Origin of the sequence: Mesorhizobium sp. M0778 (assembly GCF_040320105.1) — a bacterium.
GTDB lineage: Bacteria > Pseudomonadota > Alphaproteobacteria > Rhizobiales > Rhizobiaceae > Mesorhizobium.
The window spans coordinates 65,837-84,011 of sequence record NZ_JAMYPA010000003.1 but is presented as its reverse complement, the minus strand read 5'-3'; the positions used below and the strand labels follow the sequence as shown (position 1 = coordinate 84,011).

The window sequence follows — 18,175 nt, the reverse complement described above, 5'->3', positions numbered from 1 at the left end:
GCCTCAGACAACGTCCCGCGCCGGGTCGGCCGCCAGCGCCAGGGAATTTGCGACGTGCTCGAGGTGCTCCTCGCTCAAGATGCTGGTCGCGACGCGCACGGCACTGGTCTTCCCGGTCGAAAACTTGGCCCCGGCATGGACCGCGATGCCGTGGGCAGCCAGCGTGACCATTGCGTAAGGTTCCGAAGCAACCGGAATGAGGACGCTGAGACCGTGTCCGGCGTCGATCCCGACATTGCGTTTCGCCAGTTCGCCGGCGAGCCGTTCGCGACGGCGGCGGTACACTTCCTTCGCCTGCTCGACCAAGACAGCCGTGGCCGGGTCTTGCAGCAGCCAGGCGGTGGCCGCCTGCAGGATACGGCTGGTCCATCCCGAGCTGAAGCTGCGATAGGACTGGATCTGTTCGACGATCGTCGCCGATCCGGACAGCACGGCGAGCCGCAGGTCCGGGCCATGGGTCTTGGAATAGGACAGGATGTGGACGACGCGATCGGGAAAACGCCGGCCAAGCGAAATGCCCGGCGCATCGGCAATATCGCCAACGCCGTCATCTTCGACAATCAGCACGTCGGTGCCGGCGAGCAGGTCGCCGATGACTTCCAGCCGCGCCGACGACATGCAGGCGCCGGTCACCGAATGGACGCGCGGCTGGAATAGGAACGCGACCGGCCGCTGCCGCAGAGCGTTGGCGAGCGCGTCGGGCAAGGGGCCGTCACTGTCGCAGTCGACCGGGATGATCGGCACGTCGAGATCTTCGAGGATGTCGAGCAGGCGAAGCGCCGTCGGATTCTCGATGGCCACAGGCGCCCCCGTCGGGACCAGCGCATGCAGCAAGGTGTAGATGGCGTTGTAACCGCCATTGGTGGCCAGGAACGCGCCGGGATCGTACGGCCATGACGGGCGCACCGCGGCCTCCAGCTCGGGCAGGATGCGCACCCGGTCGTAGCTGTTGAGCTTTTCGGCGCGCGCGCCATGCGCCAGCGCGATGTCGAGCGGCGGCAAGAGCTTCACATCGGGCTCCGCGATCGCCAGGTTCAGAATGTCCGCACCGTAATTGCCGCCGCTCATGTGGCGCTCGGGCCGGGCGGCAAAGCGGTTGCCCATGATCCAGGTGCCGTTGCGCCCGCGGCCGCCGATGATCTTGTAGCGCCGCAGCTCGCTCCACGCCTGCGAGACCGTCGCCGGGCTGACGCCGAGCACATAGGCAAGATCGCGCACCGGCGGAAGCTTTGCGCCGACAGGCAGCGCGCCGCTTCTGATCAGCGCGCTGGTCTCGCGCGCGATGCCGCGCGTCGTGCGGTCACCGAGGCGTTCAGCGAACCATCCTGCATCGAAATCCATCGAATCAACGACTGTCAGTGTGAATGTTCAGTAACATAATAACATTTGATCGGCCAAAAATAAACATTTACCAATCGCCGGTCAAACATAGCTTTGAAGTTCATGCCGATGCCCGCCTCCACCACGCCCGTCTCCATCACCATAGCCACCCGCGATTGGGACTACCTCACTCCCTTGGTCCTGGGTGACGTCACTTCGAGCCGCCTGTCGGTGAAGGTCGACCGTGTCGCCACGCTGATCCCGGATCTCTGCACGGATCCGAACTACGATGCGGCGGAGGTCTCGTTCAGCCGTTATGTGTCGGCCATGGCGTCGGGCCGGGATACGGTGGTTGGAATACCGTGTTTCATCATGCGCGGCTTTCGCCACCGCTGCATCATCACGGTCAGTGACAGTCCGCTGGTACGGCTCTCCGACCTTGCCGGCAAACGCATCGGCGTCACCGGCTGGCGCGATTCCGGCAACACATGGACGCGGGCGGCACTTCGCCGCGAAGGTGTCGGCGTCGAGGACGCCTACTGGTTTGCCGGCAGGCTGACATCCGAGCACCCGGTCGCCGACCGCCTCGACGGATTCGGCAGGCCGGGTCGCATCGAAGCAGCGCCAGGCGAGCGCCCGATGATGGAGCTGCTGGCGCAAGGCGAGCTCGACGCCGTTTTCACACCCTTCATGCCGGACGGCTTTTTCGGCCCGGCTTCCGGCTTCCGGCAAGTGCTGCGCGATTTTCGCGCGGCCGAACGCGCCTATTTCGCCGACGTCGGTTATGTCCCGGGCATGCATCTGGTCGCCGTCAAGGCCGTCCTGGCCAGGGAGCACCCCTGGCTGCCGCAGGAACTCGCCAGGCTGATCGACGAAAGCCAGCGCGTCTGGACGGGCAAGCGCCGAAAATATGCCGATACCTCGCCCTGGATCCTCGAGGAGCTGCTTCATGCGGGGCGCGACCTGCCTGCCTCCTGGAACGCCAGCGGCCTGCCCGCCAACCGGCGCATGATCGAGGATTTCGTCACCGAGCTACATGCCCAGGGCATTCTGACGGAACCGATTTCCGCCGAAGCCTTGTTTCCTTTCGACGCCAGGTCGCGGGCCACCGCAGCCTGACAACGCGCAACGAAGAACACGAAGGAGAATGCCATGAGGACAATCAGCTTCATATTCGCCTCGCTCGTCACCATTCTGGCGCAGGCCAGCTTCGCCCAGGATATCCAGAAGCAATCGGTGAACGAAGATTTGCGGGCCCGGCTGCCGGAAGAGATCCGCACGGCGGGAAAGATCACGGCCGTCAACAACGGCTCGTTCCCGCCCTATGAGATCGTCACCGGCACCGAACTGACCGGGGCAACCAGGGACATTTCCGACGCCATCGGCCAGCTGCTCGGTGTCGAAGTCGATCACGCCTCGGTCGCCGGCTTGCCGGCCTTGCTGAGCGGCATCAATGCCGGCCGTTATCAGTTCGCGATGGGACCTGTCGGCGACTATCCCGACCGCCAGAAATCCAACGACTTCATCGATTGGGTGCGCGAATACGTCGTCTTTTCCGTCGAGAAGGGCAATCCGCAAGGCATCACCTCGCTCGACACGGCGTGCGGCAAGCGCATCGCCGTGATGTCGGGTGGCTCAGCCGAAAAGGTCATCAAGCAGCAGGCGCAGAAATGCACCGAGGGCGGCAAGCCGGCCGTCGAGGTGCAATCCTTCACCGACCAGCCGAGCTCGATACTGGCCGTCCGGTCGAAGCGCTCCGACGCATTCTTCTCCTCGCAGGCGCCACTGACCTATTTCGTCGAGCAGGCGAAGGGCCAACTGGAACTTTCAGGTGTCGGCCAGGCCAATGGCTTCAAGGACATCTATCAAGGCGCCGTCGTCAAGAAGGGCTCGCCGCTGGGCGGTGTACTACTCGACGCGTTCAAGATCCTGATGAAGAACGGCACCTACGCCGCGGTGATGAAGAAGTGGGGTCTCGAGAAGAACATGATCGACGCGCCCGGCATCAACCAGGGACAGTAGAGGCTGCCATGACCGACGCGACCGCTGCCTACGCGTCCGAGGTGCCGCGACGTCCCGACGACGCTCTGCGCGATGTCAAGCGAGCCCACCGGCCGTTTCCGCTTGTCCGGCTGGCGCTCTGGGCGTTCACCGTCGCCGTGGCGGCCGGCTTCGCCTATATCGTCGCGGTCAACCCGAATTTCGGTTGGCCAGTCGTCGCCCAGTATTTCTTCGATCCGACGGTCATGCAGGGGCTTTCCGTAACGCTCGGCCTGACGGTCGTGGCGATGATCCTGGGTATCGTGCTCGGCCTGCTGCTCGCCATCGCGCGCATGTCGAAAGACAGGCTGGCATCTTTTCTATCCGGACTGTTCATCTGGTTCTTCCGGGGAACGCCGCTGCTGGTGCAGCTCATCCTGTGGTACAATCTTTCGACGCTGTTTCCGCGCATTTCCATCGGTTTCGCCAGTTGGAACACCAACGACCTGATCACGCCTTTGACGGCGGCTATCCTCGGTCTGGCGCTGAATGAGGCCGCCTATATGGCAGAGATCATTCGTGGTGGGCTGCTGTCGGTGGACAAGGGGCAGGCCGAAACGGCTGAAGCCTTCGGCATGACCCGCGCGCGGGCCCTGCGGCGCATCATCATCCCGCAGGCGATGCGCTCGATCGTGCCGCCGACCGGCAATCAGCTGATCAGCATGATCAAGGCGACGTCGCTGGTCAGCGTCATCGCCATGGCCGACCTGCTGTACTCCGTGCAGTCGATCTACAACCGCACCTTCGAAATCATTCCGCTGCTGATGGTTGCGGTGCTCTGGTACCTGCTGATCATCTCGGTTCTCAATGTCGCGCAGGGCGCGATCGAACGCCATTACAGCCGCGGCGACCGCGGCGCCCGCGAGAAGACGGCGACCGCCACCCTGGAGGCCGCCAATGAGCGCGCATGACACGCCCTTGGTCCGGGCGCGCAACGTTCACAAGGCCTTCGGCCCGCTCGAGGTGCTGAAGGGCATCGACCTGGACGTCGCGCCTGGCGAGGTGGTGGTCGTTCTCGGACCGTCCGGCTCCGGAAAGTCGACCTTCCTGCGATGCATCAATCATCTCGAGGCGATCGACCAAGGGGCGATCGAGGTGGACGGCGAGCAGATCGGCTACCGGTTGCACGACGACCGTCTCGACAAGCTCTCCGATCGGGCGATCGCGGCGCAGCGGCGCAAGATCGGCATGGTGTTCCAGCAGTTCAATCTCTATCCACACATGACGACCCTTCAGAACGTCATCGAGGCTCCGGTCGGCGTTCACCGGGAGAACCGCAAGGAAGCGATCGGCTACGCCCGCGAACTGCTGACCCGTGTCGGTCTCGCCGACAAGATCGACGCCTATCCGCGCCAGCTTTCAGGCGGCCAGCAGCAGCGCGTCGCCATCGCCCGTGCGCTCGCCATCCGCCCGAAATTGATGCTCTTCGACGAGCCGACGTCGGCGCTCGATCCGGAGTTGGTCGGCGAGGTGCTCGCCACCATGCGCGATCTTGCCAGGCAGGGCTTGACCATGATCGTGGTCACGCATGAGATCGGCTTCGCCCGCGAAGCGGCGGATCGGGTGGTGTTCATGGACGACGGCAATGTGATCGAGGCCGGGCCTCCGGACGAGGTTCTCGCCAAACCCAGGCACCCGCGCACGCGGGCCTTTTTAAGCCGTTTCATCTGACAGAAAAGCCGGCGCCATTACGTGCTCGGCAAAGGACCCCTCATGCCAAAGACCTCCAACCAGTTCGCCGATGTTTCCGACTTCGCCGACAAGGCCGCCGAGCTTGCTGCGGCTCGCCAGCACCTGCACGCGCATCCCGAGCTTTCCTTCCAGGAGCACGAAACGGGTGCATACGTTGCCGAACGGCTCGAAAGCTGGGGCTATGAGGTGACACGCAATGTCGGCGGGCTCGGGGTCGTCGGCCGCTTGCGCCAAGGCAGCGGCCGCAGCATTGCCATCCGCGCCGACATGGACGCCTTGCCGATCACCGAAGCGACCAATCTCCCTTATGCCAGCCAAGCCAGCGGCAAGATGCACGCCTGCGGCCATGACGGCCACACCACGATGCTGCTCGGCGCGGCCGAATACCTGGCGCGCACGCGCCATTTCAACGGCACGGTGAACCTCATCTTCCAGCCGGCCGAGGAAGCCGGCAAAGGAAGCGGGGCGCAGGCGATGATCGCCGACGGCCTGTTCGAGCGCTTTCCCTGCGATGCGATTTTCGGGCTGCACAACCATCCGGGCGCGCCGGCGGGTTCCTTCCTGATGCGCGCGGGGCCGCTGATGGCAGCGAGCGATACCGTCACCATCAAGATCGCCGGGCGTGGCGGCCACGCCTCGCGTCCGCACCTGACGGTCGACCCGATCGTCGCTGCCGCCAACATCATCATGACCCTCCAGACGGTGGTGTCGCGCAACGTCAACCCGATCGAGACGGCTGTCGTCACCGTCGGCACCATTCACGGCGGCACGGCCTCCAACGTCATCCCCGAACAGGCCGAGATCACGCTCAGCGTCCGCTCCTTCTCGGTCGAGATTCGCGATAGGCTCGAGCAGCGTATTCGCAGTATCGCAGCACTTGTGGCGCAGGCGCATGGCGCAACCGTCGAGATCGACTACGAGCGCGGCTACCCGGTGGTGGTCAATTCCGAGAGCGAGACGTCCTTTGCGACAGACGTCGCTGTTGAACTCGTTGGTCACGACAAGGTGGCCGTCTGCCCGTTGATCCCCGGCAGCGAAGACTTTTCCTATTTCCTCGAGCACAAACCCGGTTGCTTCCTCCGCCTCGGCAACGGCGAGGATTCAGCCATCCTTCACAGCTCGAAATATGATTTCAACGACGGCAATTTGACCGTTGGCGCAGCGCTCTGGGCTCGATTGACCGAGAGATTCCTGGCCGCTTGATCCATACTTGCGGCTGGGATCGCCGATCGGCCGGTCGAGCAGAATTGGGGCGACCGGCCGCGCGACCATCTTCAACGAACTCTCACCGCATTCCAGCTACTTCGAACAGGTAAGGTTTCACTTTCAGACGAACAAAAAGTCACTCGTTGTCAGCGGGCTCGCAAAGTTTGCGAGAGTAACTTGATCGACTCCCGCGGTAATAATGGTGTCGGTTCCACTTTGCGCAATTGTGAGATCATCGAACGATTGCACGCCCTCCACGCCACTAAACACGATAGTGTCGCCTTGGGTCTGGCTGAAGTCGTAGATGGTGTTTTGGGTTCCGACCGTCATTGAACCATCGTCCTTGAATATGAATTGGTCTGCGCCGCCCTGAGCCAACTCGCTCAGTTGTCCATCCCCCCACATGTCATTGATGACCGTGCAGCCAGGTGCCGCGCTCCCTGCGTACAGGACATCGTTGCCGCCCTGAGCCGAACCGGACATTTGCAGAGCGTCGCCGCACAGGAAGTTGCGAACTTGGCCGCTTTCGCTGTTCTGGCCCCCGGTAAGAATGTCATTGCCGCCCTGGGCGGAGCCGGACATAGCGCGCGCGTCGCCGGACAACTCGTTTAGAACGTCAGGAAAGGCGCTCTTGTCCCCGCCGGTCAGGGTGTCATTGCCGCCCACAGCGTTGCCGAGCATCGTCACGGCGTCGCCATACCCCACATTATGGGCGGTGCCTTGCAGCACGGCCACGTCATCGCCCCCAAGCGCATGGTCGAACATACTGCCGCCCGCGTCACCGTAGAACGTTACCCGGGACCCACCCACGCTCGTGAAGGTGTCGTTGCCGCCCGTGGCAAAACCGGAAAGATCGCCGCCCGCATCGCCATAGAGAGTTTTGCTCCCGAGATCCCCAAACGTGTCTGTGTAATAGTCGTCGCCGCCCAGAGCATGGCCAGACATGTTGCCGCCGGCGTCGCCGAAGAAAGTGTTGGTGGAAAAGGAGCGGCCCGTAAAGGTATCGTTGCCACCCCTACTGTCGTCCGACATGTCGCCGCCGGCATCGCCGTAGAAAGTGTTGAATGAATCGCTCTTGCCCGTGAAGCTATCGTCGCCGCCCCGCGCATTGCCGGACATGTTGCTGCCGGCGTCACCGTAGAAAATGTTATTGGCTTCTTTCGAGCCCTCGAAGGTGTCGTTGCCGCCCTTGCTGCGATCGGACATCTCGCCGCCTGCATCACCGTAGAAGGTGTGGTCGGCTCCTTGTTTGGTTTGGGTCAGGAAAGTGTCGTCACCCCCATGAGCATGGCCGAGCATGTTGCCGCCGGCGTCACCATAGAAGGTATCGACTACCTGCCTTGCCAATCCACTGTTGAAGGTATCGTTGCCGCCCTTGCTGTGGTCCGACATATCGTCGCCCGCGTCACCATAGGCAGTCGTCGTGGTGGACGAAAGCCCCGTGGTGAAGGTGTCGTCACCGCCCCGAGCAAAATTGAACAAGCTCCGAGCCGCGTCACCGTAGAAGGTGTAGGTCGACGGTGCGGTTTCCGTAAAGGTATCGTTGCCGCCTCTCGAGAAATCGAGCAGGCTGCCGCCGGCGTCGCCGGTCAAGATATTCGTGTTTGGATCGCCTGTGAGGGCGTCATCGATACCCCACTGATGATCTGCTAGATCACCGGTAGTAAAGGGAACGCGTTTAGACATTATCCGCTCTCCTGTTGAGCCTACCCGTCCCATCACAGCCGTACGATGTGAGCCAAGAGCGAGCAATAATCCCGAAGGGCTATGTCGTTAGGCGTAGGGATCGGTAACTCGTCACCGGGGCGCCATTAACGGCAGCTTCCTGTGGCCGTCCTATTCCCGGCTATCCCAGCCTCGCTCTCGCCTTGGCCGTCCATGCATTGAACAGCCGGTCGGCGACGATGCCGATGAAGGCGATGGCCAGGCCGGCGACGATGCCGCGGCCGGAATCGGCCTTGGACAGGGCGATGAACACTTCCTGGCCGAGATCGCGCGTGCCGACCATGGCGCAGATGATGATCATTGCCAGCGCCATCAGGATAGTCTGGTTGACGCCGAGCATGATCTCCGGCAACGCCAGCGGCAGCTGCACGCGAAAGAAGGTCTGGCGCTTGGTGCAGCCGGAAACCTTCGCCGCCTCGATCAGCGCCGGCGGCACCTGCCGGATTCCGTGATTGGTGTAGCGGATGGCCGGCACCACGGCGAAGGCGACGGTGGCGATCATCGCGGTGACGTGGCCGACTCTGAACAGCATCACCACCGGAATGATGAAGCAGAACGACGGCAGCACCTGCAGCGTGTCGATGACCGGCGTCACGATCTTTTCGAAGCGGTCGCTGCGCGATGCCATCAGCCCGATAGGGATGCCGATCAGGCAAGCGATAAAGGCCGAGATGCCGCACAGGTAGACCGTCGCCATGGTCTTTTCCCAAAGGCCGGTGACGGCGCAGAACGCTGTCAATGCCGCGACCAGGGCGGCGAAGCGCAAGCCGCCGAGCTGGTATCCGGCAAGGCCGAGGAGACAAACCGCGCCCAGCCACGGAAAGCCCTCGCAGAGAGCGCGCACCGGGTTCAGCACATTGAGGATCAGCGCCACGCGGAACGCCTCGATCGTGTCGAAGAAGTTGATGGTGATCCAGTTCACCGCCGCCTTCCACAAAGGCGCGGTGGTGAAGGTGATCGCCTTCGGCACCGCCGCGAAGGCCGGCACGAACAGGCCGAACAGTGTGCTGACGGCAAGGATGGCAACGGCCAGCGTCAGATTGGGATAACGGCGCCAGAAGCTCGGGCTCACGTCCTGATAGACATTGCCCTTGGCGTGATTGTGCGCGATCGCCTGGCTCAGCCGGTCGAGCGCAATTGCCAGTGCGACGATGGCGAGGCCTGCCTCCATCGCCTCGCCGACCTTGAGCGCGCGCAGCGCCAAAAGCACATCATAGCCGAGGCCGCCGGCGCCGATCATCGAGGCGATGATCACCATATTGAGCGCCAGCATGATAACCTGGTTGACGCCGACCATCAGCGTCGGCCGCGCCGACGGCAACAGCACCCGCCACAGCTTCTGCCGTGCCGTGCAGCCGGCCATCTCGCTGAAATCGTCGATCTCCGACGGCACCCGCGACAGGCCCAGCATCGTCGCCCGCACCATTGGCGGTGTCGCGAAGATTGCCGTCGCGATCATTGCCGAGACTGGGCTGTTGCCGAACAAAAGCAGCATCGGGATGAGATAGGCGAAGGTTGGGATCGTCTGCATCAGATCGAGGGCAGGGGAGATCAATAGCCTTTCTGCCCAAGGCTTGCGCCATGCCCAGATGCCGGCGAACAGCCCGGTGACAATGCAAAACGGCACAGCGATCGAGATCAGGCCCAGCGTCAGCATGGCGCTGGTCCACTGCCCGAACAGCGCGATGTAGAGAAAACACCCGCCGACCAGCGCGCCCAGCTTCCAGCCGCCGGCAGCGCGGCCGGCAAGGTACGCGGCAGCGCAGACGCCGACCCAGGACAGGCGCGGCAAGACGATCATATCCGCGCCATGGCCGATCTTGAAATTCTTGGCGAGAAGATTGAGCGCGAAATCGAGCGGCACGCCGAGCACGGCGGTGAGCGAGCGCGTCAGCCAGGAGAAGTTCGACTTCACCCAGTTCATCAGCGCGCTGACCCAGTCGGCGACGGGAATGACGGCATTGGCTGGGTAATTGACCGTCCAGGGCAGGCTTTCCTGCAGCAGGAAGACAACAAGCACGGCGGCGAGCGCGCAGGCCCAGATCACCAGCCAGGTCTGACCCTGCCGCGGCCTCGCTGCGCTCGCGCTTGCCGTGACCGTCATGCGCCGGCTCCGGGACGTTCGATGCCAGCGAGAAGATCGATCACCGCCTGCGGCGTTACCTCGCCGATCGGCTTGCCGGTGCCGTTGACCACCGCGAAGGGCTTGCCGGCAGAGACGATATCTGCCGAGAAACTGGCGATCTTGGCATCGGGCGCGACCGTGCCGCCATGTTCAGCGCCGTCGCAGGCGCGCATCAGGCTCTTGGCCGAGATCACCTTGGCGCGGTCGACGTCGCGGGTGAATTCGGCGACATAATCCGTCGCCGGGTTGACCACCAGCTCTTCCGGCGTGCCGATCTGGATGACCTCGCCGTCCTTCATGATGGCGATCCGGTCGGCCAGCCGGATGGCCTCGTCGAAATCATGGGTGATGAAGACGATGGTCTTGTGCAGCATGGTCTGCAGCCGCATCAGCTCGTCCTGCATCTCACGGCGGATCAGCGGATCGAGCGCCGAGAATGGCTCGTCGAGGAACCAGATTTCCGGCTTGGTGGCGAGGCTGCGGGCGATGCCGACACGCTGCTGCTGGCCGCCGGAAAGCTCGCGTGGATAGAAATGCTCGCGGCCGCGCAGGCCGACCAACTCGATGACCTCGCGAGCCCGCTTTTCGCGCGTCGGCCGGTCCTGCCCCTGGATGCCCAAGGGAAAGGCGATGTTCTCCAGTACGTTGAGATGCGGCAGCAGGGCAAAATTCTGGAACACCATGCCCATGCGGTGGCGTCGCAGCTCGATCAGCGCGGCATCGGAAATCTTGAGCAGGTCCTTGCCTTCAAACTCGACCTTGCCGTGGGTCGGCTCGATCAGCCGCGACATGCAGCGCACCAGCGTCGACTTGCCTGATCCCGAAAGTCCCATGATGATGAAGATCTCGCCTTGCCGGATTTCGAGATCGACGGCGCGCACCGCGCCAACCAGTCCGGCAGCGGCGATGTCCGCCAGGCTGGCCTTGCCGTCGCGCCGGCGGATGAAATTGGCCGCGTCCGCCCCGAACAGCTTCCAGACATTGCGGCAGGCAAGCTTTATCGGGCGGGCATCGTTGCCCGCTTTCGCCGCGCGTTCAATCGTATCGGTCATGCAATCGTCCTTCTGGAATAGGGATCGAGACCCGGCCACGAATGGCCGGGCCGTCGGATTTCCAGTCAGACGGTCACTCGGCCCAAGCTTTCCAGTCGGCTTCGTGGGCGGCGATCCAGGCGGCGGCGACGTCTTCCGGCGTCTTGCCTTCGAGATCGATCTCGCCGCTCATCTTGTTGAGCTCGTCGGTATCGACCGTGTAGTTTTTGGCGACCTTGTAGGCGACCGGCCATTTGTCCTTCATGCCGGCCCAGGAATATTTCCAGATCTCGCCATGCGGCTTGCCACAGTCGTATTTCGCATCGGGGTTCACGCCCCATTTCGGGTCGGTGTAGCACTCTACAGTATAGTCGGGGAATTCGATCCATTCGCCCTTGTATTTGGCCGGTGCCCAATGCGGCGAATAGATCCACAGCATTATCGGCGCCTTGCGCTGATAGGCCGAGTCCAGTTCGGCGAACATCGCTGCATCGGTGCCAGCATGGATGACGGTGAAGGGCAGTTTCAGCGCCTCGACGCGCTCGTCGTCAAAACCTTCCCATGTCACAGGGCCGCCGAGATAGCGCCCCTTCGGTGTTGTTTCCGCCGTCGAAAAGGTCTCGGCGCATTTCGGGTCCTTCAATGCCTCCCAGTTCGGCAGGCCCGGGCATTTCTCTTTCATATATTCAGGAAACCACCATTCCTCCTTGGCCTTGGGCCCGAGCTTGCCGAGACGTTCGGTCTGGCCGGTCGCATCCGAGGCCTTCATCGCTTCGCCGGCCGTCGTGTCCCAGAACTCCATGCCGACATCGATGTCGCCATTGGTCAGGCCGGTGGTCAGGCTGGAGAGATAGTCGGCGGTCGGGTACTCGACGGTATAGCCGAGCTTTTCGAGGATGCCGCCGAGGATCTTGGCGTTCAGATTGACGCTGGTCCAGTCGAACAGCGCGATCTTGATCGGGTCGTTGGATTCCGGCGCCGCTGCTTGTGCCGGTAGTGTCAGCGCGCTTGCTGCGGCAAGCGCCAAGGCTCCCATTGATAGTTTCGAAATCATGCTCCGAAGTAACATGCTTGTTCTCCTGTCAAGCTCTGGTGGACGTTATCGTTCGTTCCCTTCTTGCGTCTTTTTTTGATTGTGTTGGAAAAGCTGGTCGTTGCGCAAGGCCGTCGGCGCCACAATGCTGCCGAAGCGGATGCCGGCGCAAAACGGCGTGGTGCCCAAATTGGTGAAGATGTGGCGGGACCGGCCGCGTCATGACTGCCGAACGATTGCTGCCGAGGCAGTGATCCACGGATCGATCGCCGGTCTTGAGGTGCAAACCATCAAAGTCCCATGATCTCGGCTGTTGGCTCTGTAATTTGCCAGAGCCACTTTCATGAGATGAAATTATATATACCAACGTTCACGTGGCGCAACGATTAACGCCTGCGCCAATTTCACGGCCGTCTTTTTGCATGAACCCTTAGATCGGTTCGAAAAAAGCCAAGGTTGCCAGTCATCGGGTTACCAGCCGCGACGACAGGATATCGACACAATGCAGCAGACCAGAGCGCCTTATTTCTTCGCCAACCGCGGTATCGCCGTCGGCTTCTGACCCTTTCAACACCAGATCGTCTCCGAGGCTTGCATGACCTCTTCCTTGAACAGACTGCGCATTGCCGTGCTCTTTGGCGGACGTTCCGCCGAACATGACGTTTCGGTGCTTTCCGCAACCAATGTCATGCGTGCGCTGCTGCCTGCCAAATACGATGCCGTCCCAATCTTCGTCACGCGCGAGGGACGGTGGCGGCTGAGCAGCTTTCAGGATGGTAAGCTCGCGAAACCTGCAGGCGGCACGGAAGTTTGCCTGCTTCCGGGTGGGCGCGGACGGATGATGGCGATCCCGGCCGACGGCACGCCCTATGATCTGCCAACGATCGACATCCTGTTTCCCGTCCTGCACGGCCCCCATGGCGAAGACGGCTCGGTACAGGGGGTGGCCGAGGTGGCTCTGGTGCCGCTCGCCGGCTGCGGCATCCTGGGTTCAGCAACCGCACTGGACAAGGATATCACCAAGCGGCTCCTGAAAGCGGCGGGTCTGCCAATCGCGCGCTCAGTGACGGTCTATGAAGGTGCGGCGCCTGCCCTCGCCATACTAGAAAGCGAACTCGGCCTGCCGTTCTTCATCAAACCGGCGCGTCAGGGGTCGTCTGTCGGGGTCAGAAAGGTCAATGCCAGCCAGGAATTCGATGGGGCGCTTGCTGAAGCCTTCCAGCACGATTGCAAGCTGTTGGCCGAGGAATTCGTTCATGGGCGCGAGATCGAATGTAGCGTGTTGGAGGACCCGGCAGGCGACCTGTTCGTCTCGCGGCCAGGCGAGATCGTGCCGGCGGAAAGCCACGGTTTCTACAGCTACGATGCCAAATACATCGACGAGAACGGCGCGGCGCTAAAAGTGCCGGCCGAACTGCCGCCCGAGGTCGAGGCAAGCATGCGGGATGTGGCTGCAAGGGCTTTCAGAGCCGTCGGCTGTGACGGGATGGCGCGCATCGACTTTTTCCTGACACCGGACATGCAGTTCTTGGTCAATGAAATCAACACCATCCCCGGCTTCACCGATATCAGCATGTACTCCAAGGCAATGGCGGCAAGCGGCGTCAGCTATTCCGAAATCATCGACCGGCTCGTGGAACATGGATTGGCGCGGGCCGGCCGAGCAGCCTGAATGCAGCGAAGCGGCTTTCAGATCCCGGCGGATGGAACGTTGGCCTGTGTCGTATCTTACGACATGATCAGGCCGCCATCGACATTGATGGTCTGCCCGGTGATATAGGCCGCATCGTCGCTGGCGAGAAAGCTGACCAGGCCGGAGACGTCCTCGCCGCTGCCGGCGCGGCCCATCGGGATGTTCTCCACCCATTCGGCCATCAGCTCGCCGGGCTTGTAGTCGCCCATCAACTTGCCCCATGCGGCATCGTTATAGGCCCACATATCGGTGTCGATGATGCCGGGGCAGATCGCGTTGACGGTGATCTTCTCCTTCGCCACTTCCTTGGCGAGGCTCTGGGTGATGCCGACGACGCCGAATTTCGAGGCCGCATAATGCGGCGTGTAGATAAAGCCCTGCCGCGCCTGGCCGGATGCGGTGTTGATCAGCCGGCCGCCATCGCCATGCTTGCGGATGCGCGCGATCGCCTCCTGGCAGCACAGGAACACGCCCTTGGTGTTGACCGCCATCACCTTGTCCCATTCTGCCTCGGTCATCGCCTCGATCCTGGCGATGGTGATGACACCGGCATTCTGCACGGAGATGTCGACGCGGCCGAACTCCTGCTCGGCCAGATCGTAGAGCGCGACGACTTCGTCCTTTTTGGTCACGTCCATGCGCATCCACGCGACCTTGGCGCCCGCAGTCTTCAGATCGGCGGCAACCTCTTCGACGCGCGCGTCGATGGCGCTGACGACGACCGCAGCACCTTCCGCCGCGAAGCGCCTGGCCATTGCCGCGCCAATGCCGCCGCTCGCGCCGGTGATCACCGCCGTTTTTCCCTGGAATCGCTTCTGCATTTTTTCTCCTACCAGCAGACGAAGCCGCCATCGACGATCAGGTCGATGCCGGTGACGAAACTCGCGGCGCGGCTGGCCAGGAACACGGTCGGGCCGACCATCTCTTCCGGCGCCGCCATGCGGCCCATCGGCGTGTCGCGCTCAAAGATCCTGACCTGGTCGGCGACCTCCGGCCGCTTGTTCATCGGCGTCAGCGTGTAGCCGGGGCTGACGACGTTGACGCGCAGGCCGCGATCGGCCCATTCCATGGCGAGGCTCTTCGACATGTGGATGACCGCGGCCTTCGACGAGTTGTAATGCGCCTGGGTCAGGCCGCGATTGACGATCGAGCCCGACATCGACGCGATGTTGATGATCGAGCCCTTGCGCCGCGTCAGCATGGCACGGGCCTCGGCCTGGCAGGACAGGAACACGCCGCTGACATTGACGTCGTAGAGCTTCTGCCATTTCTCCAGCGACAGCGTCTCGGCCGGCTCGGCAGCGGCAACGCCGGCATTGTTGACGGCGACGGTCAGCGCGCCGAGCTCAGCCTCCGTACGCTCGATCGCAGCCGCCAAATCGGCCTCTGAAGTCACCGTGCCAGTCAGCACCAGTGCCTTGCGGCCGAGTGCTGTGATCTGGTGTGCGGTCTCCTCCAGCCCGCCTTTGGAGGCGTGACCGAAACAGGCTATGTCGGCGCCGGCTTCGGCCAGGCCGATGGCGATTGCTTGCCCGATGCCGCTGCCGGCGCCTGTCACAAGTGCCACGTCACCATGAAGTTCGAATAGTTTCATCGTCGGTCCCTCTCCTCCAACCGCCGTCCTCCGGAAATAAAGGGGCGCCAACTCTGTTGCTGGCGCCCCGCGCGGTCTGGTGCCCGGGAGGATACCACCTGCTGCGCTTTGTTTCGATGGGCTGTCCTAGCTTGTGGCGAGTTCCATGACGGCGACATTGCTCGCATCACTGCGGTCGAGAATGCCGCGCTGACGGCCGCGGCTCAGCACGAGCACGCGATGCGACAGGCCGAGCACTTCCTCGAGGTCGGAACTCACCACCACCACCGCCATGCCGGAACGGGCAAGGTCGGCGATGACATCGTAGATCGCGGCGCGGGCACCAACGTCGATGCCGCGCGTCGGCTCGTCCAGGATAAACACCTTGGGCGGGCGCGACACCCATTTGGCAATGATCACCTTCTGCTGGTTGCCGCCTGAAAGCTTGCTGACCGCCTGGTTCGGCCGGCCTTTGACGCCGAGCCGGCGAATACCGGCCTCGGCGAATTTCTGCACCGCCTTCGGGAACACCCAGCCATTCGGCGCGACATGGTCGAAATTGCCGATCGCCAGATTCTCGCCGATCGTCTGGTCGAGCACCACGCCTTGCGCCTTGCGGTCTTCCGGCACGAGCACGACGCCGGCCTTGATCGCCGCCGCCGGCCCATTGAGATGCACCGGCTTGCCGGCGACGCGCACCGAGCCGGATGAGATCGGGTCGGCGCCGGCGATCGCCCTCACCAGCTCCGTGCGGCCGGCGCCGATCAGCCCGGCAATGCCGAGGATTTCGCCGGCCCGCACCGAAAAGCTGACATTTTGAAAACTGCGTTCCGGCGAGGACAGGTTCTCGACCTCGAGCAGCGTGTCGTTGCGGGGCGCCGACAAAGTCGGGAACATCCGCTCGACGCTGCGGCCGACCATCTGCTCGACAACGGTGCGCACCGGAATGTCGGCGCGCTCGTGCCGCGCGACGATGCGCCCGTCGCGCATCACCACCACACGGTCGGCGATTTGGGCGATTTCGTCCAGCCGGTGGCTGATATAGATGAAGGACATGCCTTCCGCCTTGAGCTTGCGGATTTGCTGGAACAGGAGCTCCGTTTCCTCGCCGCCAAGGGCGGCCGTCGGTTCATCGAAGATCAGCAGCTCGGCATTGAGCGTCAGCGCCTTGGCAATCTCGACCTGCTGCTGGGCGGCGATACGCAGCGTGCGCACCTTGCGCTCGGGCGAGACATCGAGCCCGAGGCGCTTCAACTGGGCTGATGCCCGTGCATTCATTGCCGCGCGGTCGATGCGGCCGCCGCGCATCGGCAGGCGCCCGACATAGACGTTTTCGGCGACCGACAGATCCGGCAGCAGCTTCAGCTCCTGGTGGATCATGCCGATGCCGGCGTCGATCGCCGCGGCAGGATTGGCGGGGGAATAAGCGTTCCCCCGCCAGGTGATGGTGCCGGCATCGGGCTTGGTCGACCCGGCGATGATGTTCGAGACGGTGGACTTGCCGGCGCCGTTTTCGCCAAGCAGCGCCACGACCTCGCCCGGCCGCACCTCGAAGCTCGCATCGGCCAGGACCTGCACCGGTCCGTAGCTTTTGCAGAGGCCGCTGACGACGAGACCCAGATTGGGGCTGTGCGTGTGGCGAGGTTCGGTGGACATTGTTGCGCTCGTCGACTGCCGGACTGGTCTAAATCAGGGATGCTTGGCGATGAACTGCTCGACATTGTCCTTGGTGGTCAGCGTCGCATCCTGCAGCTGTTCTGCGGGAATGGTCTCGCCGGCCACCAGCTTGATTGCCGCATCGACGGCAAGCCGGCCCATGCCCTGGGTCTGCTGCGTCGCCGTCACGTCGAAGACGCCGTCCTTCAGCGCCTTGAGCGCCGCCACGTCGCCGTCGAAGCCGGCAACCCAGACCTTGTGGCCGGGATTGGCGACCTTGACCGCCTGCGCCGCACCGAGCGCCAGCGCATCGGCCTGGCCGATGACGATCGACACGTCGGGATGCGACTGCAACAGATCCTGCGTCAGCTTGAAACCTTCGTCCTGGTGCCAGCCTTCGCTCCACAATTCGCCGACGACCTTGATGTCGGGATAGCCCTTCAGCGCTTCGCCGCAGCCCTTCGAGCGATCGACCTCGGGCGTCGTACCCTTCTGGCCGTGGATGATGATCAGCTCGCCCTTGCCGCCGGCCTGCTTGGCGATGTAGTCGCAAACCGCTTTCGCCGATGCCACGCTATTGGTGGCGATGAAGGTGTCGCCGGGCGCGCCGTCGGCGTTGCGGTCGACATTGATGACTGGGATGCTGGCAGCCTTGGCCGTCTTGGTCGGCACGGTGGCGGCGGTGGCGCCGGCCGGAATGTAGATCAGCGCATCGATATTCTGCGTGATCAGATCCTGCACCTGGCTGACCTGGGTCGCCGAATCGCCCTTGGCGTCGACGGTGACGACCTCGATGCCCTTTTCCTTGCCGTAGGCTTCGACGGACTGCTTGATCTGGTTGAAGAAGTCGGCCTGCAGATTGGCGACGGCGAGGCCGAGCTTCTTGGCTTCCTTGGCCGAGGCCATGTCGGACAGGCTAAGCAGCGGGATGATGGCCGCGGCGGCAAGCAGCAATGAACGTTTAGTCAGCATGTTATTCCTCCGTTGATGTTCAATCTGTCCTGCCCGCGCATCGCGGCGCCCCGTGGCCGAACAACTCCCAGTTTCGGATCACCGATCCGTTTTCGCCCGAATATCCGGG

The 18,175-nt window shown here is 63.0% G+C and carries 16 protein-coding genes; 7 read left to right on the top strand and 9 right to left on the bottom strand.

Going from position 1 to position 18,175, the window contains the following annotated elements; translation table 11 throughout:
• Positions 1-3 precede the first annotated feature (3 nt).
• A complete protein-coding gene (locus NKI22_RS05995; protein ID WP_023716779.1) occupies positions 4-1,341 on the bottom strand; it encodes an aminotransferase-like domain-containing protein in 1,338 nt (445 codons plus the stop codon).
• Positions 1,342-1,449: 108 nt separating this feature from the next.
• Here NKI22_RS05995 and NKI22_RS05990 point away from each other — a divergent pair, with 108 nt between their 5' ends.
• Genes NKI22_RS05990 through NKI22_RS05970 form a run of 5 tightly spaced genes read left to right on the top strand, consistent with a single transcriptional unit; the run spans position 1,450 to position 6,255 of the window.
• Entirely contained in the window at positions 1,450-2,439 is a 990-nt protein-coding gene (locus NKI22_RS05990) for a substrate-binding domain-containing protein (RefSeq protein WP_031193330.1), read from the top strand.
• 33 nt (positions 2,440-2,472) lie between these two features.
• Positions 2,473-3,342 (top strand): ABC transporter substrate-binding protein, encoded by an 870-nt coding sequence (locus tag NKI22_RS05985; protein ID WP_031193332.1) that lies wholly within the window; start codon positions 2,473-2,475, stop codon positions 3,340-3,342.
• Positions 3,343-3,350: 8 nt separating this feature from the next.
• Entirely contained in the window at positions 3,351-4,271 is a 921-nt protein-coding gene (locus NKI22_RS05980) for an amino acid ABC transporter permease (protein ID WP_023716781.1), read from the top strand.
• The gene (locus NKI22_RS05975) at positions 4,258-5,031 is read left to right on the top strand and encodes an amino acid ABC transporter ATP-binding protein (RefSeq protein ID WP_023716782.1); all 774 of its coding nucleotides are present in this window, start codon (positions 4,258-4,260) and stop codon (positions 5,029-5,031) included. Before NKI22_RS05980 ends, NKI22_RS05975 begins: the two co-directional genes overlap by 14 nt.
• Before the next feature lie 42 nt (positions 5,032-5,073).
• Positions 5,074-6,255, top strand: a complete 1,182-nt coding sequence (locus NKI22_RS05970; RefSeq protein ID WP_023716783.1) for a M20 aminoacylase family protein — start codon at positions 5,074-5,076, stop codon at positions 6,253-6,255.
• 123 nt (positions 6,256-6,378) lie between these two features.
• Here NKI22_RS05970 and NKI22_RS05965 read toward each other — a convergent pair whose 3' ends face one another.
• The 4 genes from NKI22_RS05965 to NKI22_RS05950 form a co-directional block, all read right to left on the bottom strand.
• Positions 6,379-7,944, bottom strand: coding sequence for a hypothetical protein (locus tag NKI22_RS05965; RefSeq protein ID WP_352484106.1), 1,566 nt, complete (start codon positions 7,942-7,944; stop codon positions 6,379-6,381).
• Between the two features lie 160 nt (positions 7,945-8,104).
• Positions 8,105-10,087, bottom strand: coding sequence for an ABC transporter permease (locus tag NKI22_RS05960; RefSeq protein ID WP_352958292.1), 1,983 nt, complete (start codon positions 10,085-10,087; stop codon positions 8,105-8,107).
• Entirely contained in the window at positions 10,084-11,160 is a 1,077-nt protein-coding gene (locus NKI22_RS05955; protein WP_023716786.1) for a quaternary amine ABC transporter ATP-binding protein, read from the bottom strand. The genes NKI22_RS05960 and NKI22_RS05955 overlap by 4 nt, the downstream gene beginning before the upstream one ends.
• Before the next feature lie 73 nt (positions 11,161-11,233).
• The gene (locus NKI22_RS05950) at positions 11,234-12,208 is read right to left on the bottom strand and encodes an ABC transporter substrate-binding protein (protein WP_023716787.1); all 975 of its coding nucleotides are present in this window, start codon (positions 12,206-12,208) and stop codon (positions 11,234-11,236) included.
• An 85-nt stretch (positions 12,209-12,293) separates the two neighbouring features.
• Here NKI22_RS05950 and NKI22_RS05945 point away from each other — a divergent pair, with 85 nt between their 5' ends.
• Together NKI22_RS05945 and NKI22_RS05940 are read left to right on the top strand one after the other, a co-directional pair.
• Entirely contained in the window at positions 12,294-12,476 is a 183-nt protein-coding gene (locus NKI22_RS05945) for a hypothetical protein (protein WP_023716788.1), read from the top strand.
• Between the two features lie 291 nt (positions 12,477-12,767).
• Positions 12,768-13,844 (top strand): D-alanine--D-alanine ligase family protein, encoded by a 1,077-nt coding sequence (locus NKI22_RS05940; RefSeq protein ID WP_023716789.1) that lies wholly within the window; start codon positions 12,768-12,770, stop codon positions 13,842-13,844.
• A 56-nt stretch (positions 13,845-13,900) separates the two neighbouring features.
• On the opposite strand, the gene NKI22_RS05935 is transcribed toward NKI22_RS05940, so the two are convergent.
• From NKI22_RS05935 to NKI22_RS05920, 4 genes are all read right to left on the bottom strand, one after another.
• On the bottom strand, positions 13,901-14,686 hold the full coding sequence (locus NKI22_RS05935) for a glucose 1-dehydrogenase (protein WP_023716790.1): 786 nt from the start codon (positions 14,684-14,686) through the stop codon (positions 13,901-13,903).
• An 8-nt stretch (positions 14,687-14,694) separates the two neighbouring features.
• Positions 14,695-15,459 carry an SDR family oxidoreductase gene (locus NKI22_RS05930; protein ID WP_023716791.1) on the bottom strand — a complete coding sequence of 255 codons (765 nt, stop codon included), beginning with the start codon at positions 15,457-15,459 and terminating at the stop codon, positions 14,695-14,697.
• A gap of 126 nt (positions 15,460-15,585) precedes the next feature.
• Positions 15,586-17,094: a sugar ABC transporter ATP-binding protein gene (locus NKI22_RS05925; RefSeq protein WP_023716792.1), complete on the bottom strand. Its 1,509-nt coding sequence runs from the start codon at positions 17,092-17,094 to the stop codon at positions 15,586-15,588.
• Positions 17,095-17,127: 33 nt separating this feature from the next.
• Positions 17,128-18,066, bottom strand: coding sequence for a sugar ABC transporter substrate-binding protein (locus tag NKI22_RS05920; protein ID WP_352484098.1), 939 nt, complete (start codon positions 18,064-18,066; stop codon positions 17,128-17,130).
• Between the last annotated feature and the right edge of the window lie 109 nt (positions 18,067-18,175).